Consider the following 14,494-nt stretch of genomic DNA (forward strand, 5'->3'; position numbering starts at 1 on the left):
ACCGCCGTGGCTCGGCTCCTGATCGAAGGGGGGCACCGCCTCTGCGGGGAGGTGGAGATCTCCGGGGCGAAGAACGCGGCCCTGCCCATCATGGTGGCCGCGGCCTTGGCCGAGGGGGAGTCGGTGCTGGAGCGGGTTCCCCCCACCACCGACACCCTCATCATGGCCCGCATCCTCCGGGAGCTGGGCGTCACCGTCGCCTTCCTGCCGGAGGGTGCGTGCGCCATCGACGGCACCCGGCTCCGGCACCACCGGGCGCCCTACAGCCTGGTCCGGCGGATGCGGGCTTCCTTTTATGTGGCCGGTCTCCTCCTGGCCCGGCTGGGGCGGGCTCAGGTCCCCCTGCCCGGGGGCTGCGCCCTGGGCTCCCGCCCCGTCGACTTCCACATGCGGGGCTTCGAGCGGCTGGGGGCCCGGGTGACGGTGGAGCACGGCTACATGGTGGCCCGCACCGGGGGCCGCCTCCAGGGCCGTCCCATCTATGTGGAGCGGGCCAGCCTGGGGACCACCGTCAACCTGATGCTGGCCGCCGTCCTGGCCGAGGGGACCACCGTCCTCGAGAATGCGGCCCGGGAGCCGGAGGTGAGCGATCTGGCCACCTTCCTCAACCGGATGGGCGCGCTGGTGGAGGGGGCGGGGACGGACCAGATCCGCATCACCGGGGTGGACCGGCTCCGCCCGGCCCGCCACCGGATCATCCCCGACCGGGTGGAGGCGGGCACCTTCCTCCTGGCGGCCGCCATCACCCAAGGGGAGGTGGTCCTCCACGGGGTGAACCCCGATCACTTGCGGGCCCCCTTGCGGAAGCTGGAAGAGGCGGGGGCCCAGGTGACGGCCGAAGGGCCCCACCAGCTCCGCCTGGTCATGGAGGGCCGGCCCCAGGCCCTGGAGATCGAGACCGCGCCCTATCCCGGCTTTCCCACCGACCTGCAACAGCCCTTCGTCTCCCTCCTCAGTTTGGCCCGGGGGACGAGTGTTATCCGGGAGACCATCTTCGACCGGTTCCGGTACGTCGACGAACTCCGGCGGATGGGGGCCCGCATCCGGGTGGAGGGGCAGCAAGCCCTGGTGGAGGGGGTGGAGCGGCTGACGGGCGCGCCCGTGGAGGCGACGGACCTCCGGGGGGGCGCCGCCCTGATCCTGGCCGGTCTGGCCGCCCAGGGGGTGACCGAGGTACAAGGGATGGAGCACGTGGACCGGGGCTACCACCGGCTGGAGGCGAAGCTGAACCGCCTGGGGGCCCGAACCCGCCGCCTCGACCCCGACCGGCCGTCGCCCAACCACTCGCCCGTCGTCCTCCTGGAGTCGTAGGCTCAGGGGCCGGGGGCCCGGTCTGCGCCCCCCTCTGCGGCCCGAAGCCAGACGACCAGCCGGTCCCCTACGGCCCAGATGAAGTCGACGGTCAAGGTGTAGGTGGCCTCCTCCAGGCGGACGGTCCGGTTGTGGGCCACCGCCCGGAGGATGGACGGGTCCAGCTCGGAGAGGTCGCTCCCGATGGCGTGGCGGTACAGCTCGTGGGCGGCCGCCTCCAGCTCCACTTTCCGGCGGGGGTCGGGGAACTCGAGGAGGCGGGCCTCCACCTCCCGGATGGCCGGCCGCCGCCGGGCCACCTCCAGGCTCTCCTCCAGGCGGCTGATCTGGTCGGTCCGGCGGGCCAGCTCCACTTCCAGGCGGCGCCGTTCCAGCTCCAGCCGGTCCACCTCCCCGCCCAGAAGCAGGGTCCCGGCCACCATCCCCACGACGATGCCCAGGAGGAGCCAGGCCAGGTGGCTCTGCAGTTGCCGGCGGCTCCAGGTGATGAAGAGGGCTCGGCTCCCCATGGATCAGGGCTACTCCCGCAGGTTGACCAGCGCGGTCAAGAGCCAGTGCCCGGCGTGGGCCCCGAAGAGCGCGGCGGCGATCACCGCGCCTTGCCGGACCAGGAGGAAGACCTGGCCCCGGAGGAGGCCCGATTCGATGGCGGTCAGGGTGTCGAAGGTGCCCCCGATGGCCACCGCCATGGCCCAGAGCCGGATCCGGCGGGAGAGCTCCGCGATGGAGGCGAAGGGCGACCCCTGGGTGAGGACGATGGCCAGGGCGCCCAGCAACGACCCGCCCATCACCACCCCGAAGGCGGTGCAAAAGGGGAGGAGGAGCTCTTTGGCCACCCGGAGCATCACCTGGCCCGCCCCCTTGTGACCCGTCCTCCTTTGGTCCTATGCGGCGCCGGACGCCAGCAGACCCGGGGGCCGGTGGTTTTCCCGCGCCGGCCTGTGGTATACTGAAAACAATTCGAACACGAATTCGAAGGCCGCGAGAACGGGCCTGCCACGGACGGTTTGACGGGAGCGGGCTCCATGTCCTTTGTCCACCTGCATGTCCACAGCGTCTACAGCCTCCTCGACGGTGCCGCCTCCATCGACGGGCTTTGCCGGCGGGCGGCCGAGCACGGGATGCCCGCTCTGGCCTTGACCGATCACGGGGCCATGTACGGGGCCGCCGCCTTCTACCGGACGGCCCAGGCCTACGGGCTGAAGCCCATTCTGGGCTGCGAGCTGTACGTCGCGCCGCCCCACGAGGCGGACCGGGGGCGCCGGCGGCACCACCTCCTGGTCCTGGCCCAGACCGCGCAAGGGTACCGGAACCTGGCCCGCCTGGTGACCGCCGGCTTCACCGACACCGCCTCCCAGAAGCCCCGGATCGACCGGAGCCTTCTGGAGGCGCACAGCGAGGGCCTCATCGTCCTGTCGGGCTGCATGTCCAGCGAGGTGCCCGAGCTGCTCCTGGCCGGCCGGGAGAAGGAGGCCCGCCAGGCAGCCCGGTGGTACCAGGAACGCTTCCCCGGCCGGTACTACATCGAGCTTCAGGAGAACGGCATGGCCCGCCAGGAGGCCCTCAACCGGAAGCTGGTGGCGCTGGCCCGGGAGCTGGAGCTGCCCCTGGTGGCCACGGGCGACGTCCACTACGTCGACCCGGGGGACGCGGAGGCTCAGGATGTGCTGCTCTGTATCCAGACGGGGAAGCGCCTGGCCGACCCCGACCGGCTCCGCTTTCCCACCAACCGCTTCTACCTGAAGTCGCCCCAGGAGATGGCCGCCCACTTCCGGGAGCTACCGGAGGCGCTGGCCAACACCCTTCAGATTGCCGAGAGCGTCGAGCCCGTGCTGGAGCCGGAACCCACCCAGCTGCCCGACCCGCCCCTCCCCCCGGAGGCGGGGGGCGACCCGGCGGCCTGCCTCCGGAAGCTGGCCGAGGAGGGGGCCCGGCGCCGGTACGGGACGATCAGCGAGGCGGTCCGGGAGCGGCTGGACCACGAGCTGGACGTGATCACCTCCATGGGGTACGCGTCCTACTTCCTCATCGTGGCCGATTTCGTCGGCTGGGCCCGCCAGCAGGGGATCGCGGTGGGCCCGGGAAGGGGCTCGGCCGCCAGCAGCCTGGTCGCCTACTGCTTGGGGATCACCCAGGTGGACCCCCTTCGGTACGGGCTGGTCTTCGAACGGTTCCTCAACCCGGCCCGGGTCTCCATGCCCGACATCGACGTGGACTTCAGCGACGCCCGGCGGGGTGAGGTGCTGGAGTACGTGGCCCGCCGCTACGGCCCCGAGCGGGTGGGGCAGATCGCCACCTTCTCCCAGCTGGCCGCCCGGGCCGCCCTGCGGGATGTGGGCCGGGTGCTGGACGTGCCCGTGGCCGACGTGGACCGGGTGGCCAAGCTGGTCCCACCGGGGCCGGGGGTCACCCTCCAGCAGGCCATCGACCAGGAGCCCCGCCTGCGGGCCATGCTCCAGGGCGAGGAGGGCCCCCTCTACGCCCGCTGGCTCCGCCTGGCCCAGCAGGTGGAGGGGGCGCCCCGGCATCTCTCGGTCCACGCGGCGGGGGTGGTGATCACCCGGGAGCCTTTGGTGGAGCGGGTGCCCCTGGCCCGGACCCACGAGGGGGTCCTGGTGACCCAGTACCCCATGGAGGATTTGGAGTGGCTGGGCCTGCTCAAGATGGACTTCTTGGGCTTGCGGACCCTCACCGTTCTGGAGCGGGCGGTGGAGCTGGCCCGGGCGGAGGCGGGGGAGGGGGCGGTTCCCGACCTGGAGAACCTGCCCGACGATCCGGCGGTCTACCAGATGCTGGCCGAAGGGCGGGCGGAAGGGGTCTTCCAGCTGGAGACCTCCATGTTCCGCTCCCTCCTGCCCGAGGTCCGGCCTGACCGCTTTGAGGATCTGGTCGCCTTGCTCGCCCTGGGGCGGCCCGGGCCGTCGGGGCGGGTTCAGGAGTACATCGAGCGGAAGCACGGCCGCCAGCCCGTCACCTACCTCCTGCCCGAGCTGGAGCCGGTCCTGGCCGAGACCTACGGGGTGATGCTCTACCAGGAGCAGGTGATGCAGGTGGCCATGGCGGTGGCCGGCTACACCGCGGGGGAGGCCGACCTCCTCCGGCGGGCCATGGGGAAGAAGGACCCGGCGGCCATGGCGGCCGAGGAGGACCGCTTCGTCCAGCGGGCGATGGCCCGGGGGGTGGCCGAGGCCAAGGCCCGGGCCCTCTTCCGGGAGATGGCCGACTTTGCCGGGTACGGCTTTGCCAAGAGCCACTCGGTCGCCTACGCCCACATCACCTACCAGACGGCGTACCTGAAGGCCCACTACCCCGTGGCCTTCATGGCCGCCCAGCTGAGCAGTGTGATGGGACAGGACCACCGGGTGGCCGAATACCTTGAAGCGTGCCGCCGGGAAGGGATCCCCGTCCTGCCGCCCGACGTCAACGCCAGCAGCTGGGTCTTCCGGCCCGAGGGCGGCGGGATCCGCTTCGGGCTGGGCGCGGTGAAGAACGTGGGCTGGGATTTGGTCCGGGCCCTGGAAGAGGCCCGGCAGGAGGGGCCCTTCACCAGCCTGGCGGACCTGCTCGATCGCCTGGAAGAGGCCCACCCCAACCGGAAGGCCCTGGAGAGCCTGATCAAGGCGGGCGCCATGGACGCCTTTGGCCACCGGCGCTGGCTGCTCGCGGAGCTGGAGGTGCTGATGAACGCCCGGGCCGCGGGCCAGCCCCGGGCCCGGGGCCAGACCAGCCTCTTCGGCCCGGAAGAGCCGGGAACGGGGGGGTTGGGGAGCCGCCCGGCCGACGTGCCCCCCTTCGACCGGCAGGAGGAGCTGGCCCTGGAGAAGGAGGTCCTCGGCTTCACCCTCTCGGGCGATCCCCTGGCCCCCTGGCGGGAGTGGCTGGCCCGGGCGGGGGCCCTTCCCCTGCGGGAGGTGGGCCGGCACGTTGGGCGGGAGGTGCTGGTGGGCGGCACGGTGGCTGGTGTCAAGGCGATCACCACCCGGCGGGGGGAGCCCATGGCCTTCCTCACCGTGGCCGACGGGGTGGACCAGCTGGAGGCGGTCCTCTTCCCGGCGGTCTACCAAGGGTGCCGGGATCTCCTGGAGGAGGGCCAGCCCCTCCTGGTGGCCGGCCAGGCCCGGACCCGGACCACCAGCGGCGGTGAAGAGCTCCAGCTGGAGGCCCGCTGGGTCGCCCCCCTCACCCCCCAGGGGCTTTGCCTGGAGGTGGAGGCGGGCGGGGGCTTGGACTGGACCGAGCGCCTGGCGGCCCTCCTCCGGGGCCGGCGGGGATCGGTCCCCGTCTGGCTGCTGGTGGAGGGGGAGCAGGAGCGGGCGCTCATCCTCCTGCCGCGGTCCCTTTGGCTTGCCGATGGAGAGAGTGGGCGAATGGCGGAGCGGCTGGCGGCCATGGAAGGCATCCCGGTCCGCACCGCGCGGACGTTGGGAGAGGAGCGTGCACGAGCATGAAGAACGGGTTGCAGGAAGCGGCCTTCCAGGCCCTGGCGCGACGGGGTGTCCAGCTGGAGGAGATGGCCCGGCTGGTCCAGCAGGTGGTCCAGGAGCAGGGGATGGACCTCTCCCTGGCCGAGTGCCGGAACCATCTGGAGAAGGTGCTGGAGAAGCGGGAGGTCCTCTACGCCATCCTCACCGGGGTGACCCTGGATGAGCTGGCTGAGGCGGGGGCCCTGCCCGAGCCCCTCCAGGAGGCGGTGGCCAACGACCTGCCCCTGTACGGCGTGGACGAGATCCTGGCCACCTCCATCACCAACATCTACGGGGCCGTCTCCCTCACCCGCTTCGGCTACCTGGACAAGAAGAAGCCGGGGCTGGTGGGCCTGCTCAACCGGAAGCTGAAGGGCGGCGCCATCCACACCTTCATGGATGATCTGGTGGCGGGGATCGTGGCGGCCACCGTGGCCCGGATCGAGCATGCGGCCCTGAAGGGGGCCGCCCGCCTGCCCGGTCTGGAGAAGAGCCCGCCCAACGGCCTGGCGACGGCGGCGGAAGGCTGATTCCGGCGGCCCTGGCGCTGGTTGACACCCCTTTTGGCCGCCGACTATAATGATGGCGATTTCCGGGCTGTCCAGAGGAGGGACCGGCGGCATGGATCAGGCTTGGGACGAACCGGTCGCCGGTGACTTCGTGGTGATCCAGGCTCTGGAGGACGGGGTGACCATCTTCGGCCTTACCCGGGGGAAAGAGACCCGCTTCCACCACAGTGAGAAGCTGGACGCGGGCGAGGTCATGATCGCCCAGTTTACCCGGCACACCTCGGCGATGAAGATACGGGGCAGGGCTCGAATCCTCACCTCCCACGGTACGGTGGAATCGGGCCCCCAGAGCGAGTCCAGGCGGTAGCCTGGATCTTTTTTGATCAGCCCGGTGGGCGCCCGAGGCCGGTTGGGGGGCAGGCACATGTGGACGGTGGTTTACATCGCGCCGAACCGTCCGGTAGCTGAGATGCTGAAGGAACTCCTGGAGAAGGAGGGTCTGCTCACCATGCTCCGCCCGCTGGGCGTGCCCCACCTGGGCGACTCGGCCAACGTGCAGATCCTGGTGCCCGAGGCGGAGGTGGAGGAGGCCCAGGAGATCCTGAGCCAGGTGATCGGCGGCGCATAAGCCCGGCGGAGCCGGCGAGACCAGCATCCTGGGAGGAGTCGTGACCCGTGCTGAAGGATCTGTTCCGGGGCCGGCCCCGGTATGCCACCATCAACCCCACGCCCGGGGAGAGCCGCCAGGAGCCCCGTCCCGTGGCGCCCAAGGAGGCGCCCGACGGCCTCTGGCTCAAGTGTGACGGCTGCGAGACGATCCTGTACAGAAAAGAGCTGCAGCAGCACGCCCAGATCTGCCCCAAGTGCGGCTACCACTTCCGTATCGGCGGCTGGGAGCGGCTGGAACAGCTGGCCGACGAGGGTTCCTTCACCGTCTGGGAGGACCACCTGGCCTCTGTGGACCCGCTGGGCTTCCCCGGCTATCCCGAGAAGGTGGTCCAGGCCCAGGCCCGCACGGGTCTTTCCGAGGCGGTCATCGTGGGCCGGGCGGCCATTGAGGAGCTGCCCGTTGCCTTGGGGATCTTCGACTTCAACTTCGTGGGCGGCAGCATGGGGAGCGTGGTGGGCGAGCGGCTGACCCGGCTCTTCGAGCGGGCGGAAGCCGAGCGCCTGCCGGTGGTGGTGGTCTCCGCCGGCGGGGGCGGCGCCCGGATGCAGGAAGGGATCCTCTCCCTGATGCAGATGGCCAAGACCAGCCAGGCCGTCGCCCGCTACCGCCGGTGCCGGATGCCGTTCATCTCCGTTCTGACCGACCCCACCATGGGGGGCGTCTACGCCAGCTTCGCCTCCCTGGGCGATGTGATCATCGCCGAGCCGGGGGCCCGCATCGGTTTCGCCGGGCCCCGCATCGTCCAGGAGACCACCCGGCAGGTCCTGCCTGAGGGGTTCCAGACGGCCGAGTACGCCCTCCAGAACGGCATGATCGACCTGGTGGTTCCCCGGCCCAAGCTCCGAGAGCAGGTGGCCCAGCTCCTCCGCCTCCACCTTTAGACCGGGGCGGTCACGGACGAGAGCCTGGCATGAGGAGGGCAAGCGGTGGCGGCGACCGATTTCGAGTGGGAACGGCCGTTGATCGAGCTGGAAGAGCGGATCCGGGAGCTGGAGAGCTTCACCGACCAGAGGGGGATCGACCTCTCGGAGGAGATCACCCGCCTCAAGCGCCGGGCCGATCAGCTCCGGGAGGAGATCTTTGCCAACCTGACCCCCTGGCAGCGGGTCCTCCTGGCCAGGCACCCCGGGCGGCCCACCACCCTGGAGTATATTGCGTCCATCTTCGATGAGTTCGTGGAGCTCCACGGCGACCGAACCTTCCGGGACGACCCGGCTATGGTGGGGGGCATCGCGCGGCTCAACGGCCGCCCCGTGACGGTGATCGGCCCTCAGAAGGGGCGGGACACCAAGGAGAACATCCGCCGGAACTTCGGCCTCCCCCATCCGGAAGGGTACCGGAAGGCGATCCGCCTCATGGAGCAGGCGGAGCGGTTTGGCCGCCCCATCATCACCCTGATTGACGTGGTGGGCGCCTACCCGGGCATCGAGGCGGAGCAGCGGGGCCAGGGCCTGGTCATCGCCGAGGCGATCATGACCATGTCCCAGCTGCGGGTGCCCATCATCTCCGTGGTGACGGGCGAAGGGGGCAGCGGCGGGGCCCTGGCCATCGGTGTCGCCGACCGGGTCTGGATGCTGGAGAACGCGTGGTACTCGGTCATCTCGCCGGAGATGTGCGCCCAGATCCTCTGGAAGGATTCGAAGCGGGCCCCCGAGGCGGCCAGCCTCCTTAGGCTGACGGCCCGGGACCTCATGGAGCTGGGGATCATCGACGGGATCGTCCCTGAGCCCATGGGGGGCGCGCACCGGGACAAGGAGGCGACGGCCCGGAACGTGAAGGAGGTGCTGGTGCGGGAGTTGCAGGTCCTGGAAGGGATGGACCCGGACGCCTTGCTGGAAGCCCGCTACCAGCGCTACCGGCGGATAGGGGCCTTCGCCGAGGGGCAGAGCCAAGAGCTGGCCTCCCGCCGGGAGGACGGGGAGGAGGGGCAGGTGCCGGAGGAAGCCGGGCTGGGCGGGCAGGCCGTCACCGGGGTGGGCTCGCCGCCGGCGCCTTCGGAGTAGCCTGCCCTGGACAGAGAAGGGGCTAGGAAGATGCCACAACCTGACGGCACACCAGCACAGAACCTGAAACGCACGCAGACCTTGAAACGGACCAAGATCATCGCAACCGTCGGACCGGCCAGTGAATCGCCCGAGATGCTCCGGCGGCTGGTGGCAGCCGGCGTCGACGTCTTTCGCCTCAACTTTTCCCACGGGAGCCTGGAGGAACACCGGCGCCGGATCGAGTGGATCAAGGCCCTCCAGGCCGAAGGGTTGCCGGTGGCGATCCTGCAAGACATCCAGGGGCCGAAGATCCGCCTGAGTGAGGTGCCCGGCGGCCGGATCACCTTGGAGCGGGGCCAGGAGGTGCTGATCTCGCCTACCCTGCCGCCCCAGGCCTTCCCTTTGCGCTTGCAGATCCCCTATCCACCCCTGACCCGCCAGCTGGCGCCGGGATCTCTGATCTACCTGGATGACGGCGAGCTGGAGCTGGAGGTGGAGGCGGTGGAGGCGGAGCTCCTCCGCTGCCGGGTGAAGGTGGGCGGCGAGCTCACCTCCCACAAGGGCGTCACCCTGCCCGGGCTCCGCATCGACCTGCCGCCGCTCACCCCGCAGGATGAGGAGCACATCCGCTTCGGCGTCGAGATGGGCGTCGACTGGGTGGCCGCCTCCTTCGTGCGGGAGGCGGCCCATGTGGAGGCGGTCCGGGAGGCCATCCGCCGGTACGGCGGCGACCAGCTGGTAGTGGCCAAGATCGAAAACCGCCAGGGCTTGGAGGCGGTCGATGAGATCATCCAGGTGGCCGATGGGGTCATGGTGGCCCGGGGCGACATGGGGGTGGAGATCCCGCCCGAAGAGGTCCCCCTGGCCCAGAAGATGATCATCCAGAAGTGCAACGAGGCGGGCAAGCCCGTCATCACCGCCACCCAGATGCTCGACTCCATGGCCCGCAACCCCCGCCCCACCCGGGCGGAGGTGACCGACGTGGCCAACGCCATCCTGGACGGGACCGACGCGGTCATGCTCTCGGGGGAGACGGCCGTCGGCCGCTACCCCGTGGAGAGCGTCCGGATGATGGCGGCCATCTGCCGGCGGACGGAAGCCGCCATCAACCACGGGGCCATCCTCCGCGACCGCCAGCCCCGGCCCGGGGCGACGGTGGCCGAGGCCATCGCCTACGCCACCTGCCAGACCGCGCAAACCCTGGGCGCCCGGGCCATCATCACCTCCACCCAGACGGGGGCTTCGGCCCGGCGGGTCTCCCGCTTCCGGCCCAACTGCCCCATCGTTGCCGTCACCCCCAACCCCCGGGTGCGGCAGCGCCTGGCTTTGGTCTGGGGCGTCTACCCCTGCCGCACCGCCCGGCCGGGCAACATCGACGAGATGATCGATCTGGGCGTGGCCGCCGCCCGGGAGCAGGGCTGGGTGACCGACGGGGATCTGGTGGTCATCGCGGCCGGCGTCAAGACGGGCACCCCCGGCAACACCAACCTGCTCCAGGTCCACCGGGTCGGCGGGAACTGAGGGCCCTGGCAGGGCCATCCCAGCAAGAGGAGGCGGCCCGTCCGTGGGGGCGGGCTGCCCCTGAGGGGTCCGCTGGTTCCTGGCGGAGCGGGCTTCGGGCAAGCCCTTCTTGGGGCCGGCCTCGGGGGACGAGCCTTTTCCAGAAGGGAAGGAGATGAGCATGCTCCGGACAAAGACAGAGAAACAAGGGGGTTGGGAGTACGCCTGGAGGGCGGGAAGGCCGTGGTCATAGGAGTCCCCAAGGAAGTCAAACCGGGTGAGCACCGGGTGGCCCTGACGCCGGCGGGTGTTGCCGAGCTGGTCCGGGCTGGCCACCGGGTGCTGGTTCAACAGGGCGCCGGGGTGGGGAGCGGCATGGGCGACGAGGAGTACCAGGCGGCCGGCGCGACCATCGTTCCCACCCCTGAGGACGTCTTTGCCGACGCGGAGCTCATCCTGAAGGTGAAGGAGCCTGTTGAGCAGGAGTTTCCTCTCTTCCGACCGGGGCAGATCCTCTTCGCCTACCTCCACCTGGCAGCCCATCCCGGCGTGACCCAGCGGCTCCTGGCGTCGCAGGTGACGGCCATCGCCTACGAGACCATCCAGGAGCCCAATGGCGCCCTGCCGCTTTTGACCCCCATGAGTGAGGTCGCCGGCAGGATGAGCGTGCAGGTGGGTGCCCAGTTCCTGGAGCAGATCCACGGCGGGCGGGGTGTCCTCTTGGGCGGCGTGCCCGGGGTGCCCCCGGCCGAGGTGGTCATCTTGGGCGCGGGGACGGTGGGGACCAACGCCGCCCGCATCGCCCTCGGCCTGGGCGCCCATGTCACCCTCATGGACAACCGGATCGACCGGCTTCGCTACTTGGAAGATGTCCTCCGCGGCAACCTGATGACGGTGGTGGCCAACCACCACACCGTGGATCGGGCCGTCCGGTACGCCGACCTGGTCATCGGCGCGGTGCTGGTGCCGGGAGCCCGCACGCCCCGGCTGGTTACCGAGGAGATGGTGCGGGGCATGAAGCCGGGTTCGGTCATCGTCGACGTGGCCGTGGATCAGGGCGGGTGCGTGGAGACCATCGACCGGGCCACCACCCACGACGATCCCGTCTACGTGAAGCATGGGGTGATCCACTACGCGGTCTCCAACATGCCCGGGGCCGTGCCCCGGACCTCCACCCGGGCCCTGACCAACGCCACCCTTCCGTACGTGGTGGAGCTAGCCAACAAGGGGCTCCACCGGGCCATGGTTGAGAATCCCGTTCTGGCCGGCGGGCTGAACGTGATGGCGGGCCAGATCACCCACCCAGCCGTGGCTGAGGCCCACCAGATGTCGTACACGCCCGCCGCCGAGGTTCTGGCTGGGTAGGAGAGCCGGCCGGTCCCTGCGGCCGGCTCTCCCGTCAGGAGTTGCAGGGGAAAAAAGGAGGATCCATCTGAAACCTGAGGCCGCGCAGGCGCTGGATCACAGCTATGCTCGGGCATTTGCTGCGTCAGGGGCCGTCTACAAGCAGGCGGCCCAAGTGCTGGCTGGTGGGCTCACCCACGACTCCCACCGGTTGGAGCCCTTCCCTCCCTACATCACCAAAGTGCAAGGTGCGTACAAGTGGGATGCCGACGGCCACCGGCTCGTGGACTACTGGATGGGCCATGGCGCCATGATCTTGGGGTATGACCACCCCAAGGTGGTGGAGGCGGTGGAGCGCCAGCTCGCCCGGGGGAGCTTCTACGGGGCGGAGCACCCCCTGGCCCTGGAGTGGGCCGAGCGGATCCAGCGGATGGTGCCCTCGGCCGAGCGGGTCCGCTTCACCGTGACCGGCAGTGAAGCGACCGAGCTGGCCCTCCGCCTGGCCCGGGCCGCCACGGGCCGCCCGTGGGTGGTCAAGTTTGCGGGCCACTACCACGGCTGGCACGAGCCCCTGGCCAAAGGGGTCCTGCCGGGGGAGGCGAGCCCCGGAACCGATGGCCGGCCAGCGGGGGACGGCCCGGCGGCCACCCGGCTCGTGGCTCCCGACCGGCTGGACGAGCTGGAGGCGCTCCTGGACACCCGCCAGGTGGCGGCGGTGATCCTGGAGCCGGGCGGGGGCTCCTGGGGGGCCATCCCTGTGGATGTGGGCTGGCTTCAGACCGTCCGGGAGCTGACCCGTCGCACCGGGACCGTCTTGATCTTCGACGAGGTGATCACCGGCTTCCGCTTGGCCCCCGGCGGGGCCCAGGAGCGGTACGGGGTCTTGCCCGACCTGACCTGCCTCGCTAAGATCGTCTCGGGCGGCATGCCCGGCGCGGCGGTGGCCGGCCGGGCGGAGATCATGGCGTACCTGGATTTCCGCGATGAGGCCTGGAACCGGTCCCAGCGGGTGGCCCATCTGGGCACCTTCAACGCCACGCCTCTGGCGGCGGCGGCGGGCATCGCCACCCTGGACGAGATCGCTTCGGGGCGGGTGCTCCCCGCCATCGACCGGCTGGGTGCCCGGCTGGTCCAGGCCCTCAACGAGCGTCTCCGGGCCCGGGGGGTGCGGGGCTACGCCTACGGCCAGGCCTCCATCTTCCACATCGCCCTGGGGGTGGACCCGCCCGAAGGGGAAGAACCCAGCCCTTCCGAGTGGCAGGCGCTCCTGGAGGCGGCCAAGGGCCCGGCCACCCAGTGGCTCCGCAAGGCGATGCTCCTCGAAGGGGTGGACCTGATGCGGTCCGGCGGGTTCCTCTCGGCGGCCCACGGCGATCAGGAGCTGGAGGAGACGGTCCAGGCCTTCGACCGGGCGCTGGAACGGCTCTCCAAGGTGGAGCCGGCGTGGTTTGCATGAAAGGGGCGGCGGTGTGCAGGCAGGGAAGCTCTCCATCGCCGAGTTGAGGCGGCGGGTGCTGGGTTATCTGGGCCAGGAGCGGCCCGAGGTGGCGGTCCACGCGGGTGTGGGGCTGGATGCCGCGGTGGTGGACCTGGGCGGTGATCTGTGCGTCCTGGCCAGCGACCCCATCACCGGGGCCGTCGAGGGCGCAGGGCGGCTGGCCGTGCAGGTCTCCTGCAACGACGTGGCGGCCATGGGGGCGGAGCCCGTTGGGGTGCTGGCCACCGTCCTCCTGCCCGAGGGCTCAGGGCCCGAGGACGTGGAGCGGCTCATGCAGGAGATCTCCCGCCAGGCCCAGGCCCTGGGGATCGAGGTGCTGGGCGGGCACACGGAGATCACCTCCCGGGTCACGGCGCCCGTGGTGGTGACCACGGCCGTGGGCCGGGTGCAGCGGGGCCGGCTGGTGACCGCCTCCGGCGGCCGGCCGGGTGACGGCCTGGTGGTGACCAAGGGCGTGGGCATCGAGGGGACCGCCATCCTGGCCGCCGACTTTGGCCAGGAGCTGGCAGGGCGGGTGGCCCCGGAGGTGCTGGAGCGGGCCTGCCGCTTCGCCGACGAGCTGAGCGTGGTGGGCGAGGCCTTGGCCGCCGCCCGCCTGGGCGCCACCGCCATGCACGATGTGACCGAGGGAGGCCTCTACGGCGCCTGCCGGGAGCTGGCCGCCGCCTCCGGGGTAGGGGTGGAACTCTGGATGGACCGGCTCCCCGTGCGGCCCGAGACCCGGGCGATCTGTGACGCCTTCGGCCTGGACCCGGCGGGGCTCATCTCCTCGGGGAGCCTCCTCATCGCCACCCCGGACCCCGAGGGTATGGTGCGCGGGCTGGAGGCCCAGGGCTTCCAAGCCTTCGTGGTGGGCCGCCTCGTCCCCGAGGGCCTCTGGCGGGTGACCAAGGAGGCCCAGCCGGGCTCCGGCGCCCAAAGACGCCCCTTCCCCGAGAACGAAGAGGACGAACTCTGGCGGTTTCTGAGAAGCCGGTAGCCGGCGGGGTGTCCCATCTTTCCTCCCCTGCGGCGTCCGGTCCTTCTCCCTCGTGAGATCGGGACTGGGCCCTCAGCCCGGCCAAGCCACCTCCGCGTAGTTTGGGACAGGGCCAGCCCTTGGCCCAGCTCGCCGCGGAGGTGAGACCTATGTGGACGTACCAGCTCACGCCGGGCCAGCAGCCCATTCAGGTCCTTCCCTTCCCGATCGGGCCCCGGCCTGGTGTCCGACCGGC

The 14,494-nt window shown here is 70.9% G+C and carries 13 protein-coding genes; 11 read left to right on the plus strand and 2 right to left on the minus strand.

Features of this window, described 5'->3' with window-relative positions:
* The first annotated feature begins 6 nt into the window (after positions 1–6).
* Positions 7–1,311, plus strand: coding sequence for a UDP-N-acetylglucosamine 1-carboxyvinyltransferase (gene murA / locus FWJ67_RS05840; RefSeq protein ID WP_414482628.1), 1,305 nt, complete (start codon positions 7–9; stop codon positions 1,309–1,311).
* Positions 1,312–1,313: 2 nt separating this feature from the next.
* On the opposite strand, the gene FWJ67_RS05845 is transcribed toward murA, so the two are convergent.
* Positions 1,314–1,820, minus strand: coding sequence for a hypothetical protein (locus FWJ67_RS05845; protein ID WP_304173211.1), 507 nt, complete (start codon positions 1,818–1,820; stop codon positions 1,314–1,316).
* 9 nt (positions 1,821–1,829) lie between these two features.
* Entirely contained in the window at positions 1,830–2,156 is a 327-nt protein-coding gene (locus FWJ67_RS05850; RefSeq protein WP_304173250.1) for a YtrH family sporulation protein, read from the minus strand.
* Positions 2,157–2,336: 180 nt separating this feature from the next.
* Between FWJ67_RS05850 and FWJ67_RS05855 the strand changes: the two genes are divergently transcribed.
* The 10 genes from FWJ67_RS05855 to FWJ67_RS05900 all read left to right on the plus strand — a co-directional run bounded on the left by FWJ67_RS05855 (position 2,337) and on the right by FWJ67_RS05900 (position 14,259).
* Positions 2,337–5,759 carry a DNA polymerase III subunit alpha gene (locus FWJ67_RS05855; protein ID WP_304173213.1) on the plus strand — a complete coding sequence of 1,141 codons (3,423 nt, stop codon included), beginning with the start codon at positions 2,337–2,339 and terminating at the stop codon, positions 5,757–5,759.
* A complete protein-coding gene (locus tag FWJ67_RS05860; protein ID WP_304173214.1) occupies positions 5,756–6,304 on the plus strand; it encodes a phosphatidylglycerophosphatase A in 549 nt (182 codons plus the stop codon). The genes FWJ67_RS05855 and FWJ67_RS05860 overlap by 4 nt, the downstream gene beginning before the upstream one ends.
* A 91-nt stretch (positions 6,305–6,395) precedes the next feature.
* On the plus strand, positions 6,396–6,650 hold the full coding sequence (gene mtrB / locus FWJ67_RS05865; protein WP_304173216.1) for a trp RNA-binding attenuation protein MtrB: 255 nt from the start codon (positions 6,396–6,398) through the stop codon (positions 6,648–6,650).
* Positions 6,651–6,707: 57 nt separating this feature from the next.
* On the plus strand, positions 6,708–6,911 hold the full coding sequence (locus tag FWJ67_RS05870; protein WP_304173218.1) for a putative signal transducing protein: 204 nt from the start codon (positions 6,708–6,710) through the stop codon (positions 6,909–6,911).
* Between the two features lie 47 nt (positions 6,912–6,958).
* Positions 6,959–7,834 carry an acetyl-CoA carboxylase, carboxyltransferase subunit beta gene (gene accD, locus FWJ67_RS05875; protein WP_304173220.1) on the plus strand — a complete coding sequence of 292 codons (876 nt, stop codon included), beginning with the start codon at positions 6,959–6,961 and terminating at the stop codon, positions 7,832–7,834.
* 45 nt (positions 7,835–7,879) lie between these two features.
* Positions 7,880–8,956 (plus strand): acetyl-CoA carboxylase carboxyltransferase subunit alpha, encoded by a 1,077-nt coding sequence (locus FWJ67_RS05880; RefSeq protein ID WP_304173222.1) that lies wholly within the window; start codon positions 7,880–7,882, stop codon positions 8,954–8,956.
* Between the two features lie 30 nt (positions 8,957–8,986).
* A complete protein-coding gene (pyk, locus tag FWJ67_RS05885; protein WP_414482198.1) occupies positions 8,987–10,459 on the plus strand; it encodes a pyruvate kinase in 1,473 nt (490 codons plus the stop codon).
* A 222-nt stretch (positions 10,460–10,681) separates the two neighbouring features.
* Complete coding sequence (gene ald / locus FWJ67_RS05890; RefSeq protein WP_304173226.1) at positions 10,682–11,803, plus strand: alanine dehydrogenase; 1,122 nt, start codon at positions 10,682–10,684, stop codon at positions 11,801–11,803.
* 154 nt (positions 11,804–11,957) lie between these two features.
* The gene (locus tag FWJ67_RS05895) at positions 11,958–13,238 is read left to right on the plus strand and encodes an aspartate aminotransferase family protein (protein WP_414482199.1); all 1,281 of its coding nucleotides are present in this window, start codon (positions 11,958–11,960) and stop codon (positions 13,236–13,238) included.
* Between the two features lie 13 nt (positions 13,239–13,251).
* The gene (locus FWJ67_RS05900) at positions 13,252–14,259 is read left to right on the plus strand and encodes an AIR synthase family protein (RefSeq protein WP_414482200.1); all 1,008 of its coding nucleotides are present in this window, start codon (positions 13,252–13,254) and stop codon (positions 14,257–14,259) included.
* Positions 14,260–14,494: the final 235 nt, after the last annotated feature.

It is taken from the genome of Limnochorda sp. (genome assembly GCF_047459355.1).
Classification (GTDB): Bacteria; Bacillota; Limnochordia; order Limnochordales; family Limnochordaceae; genus Limnochorda.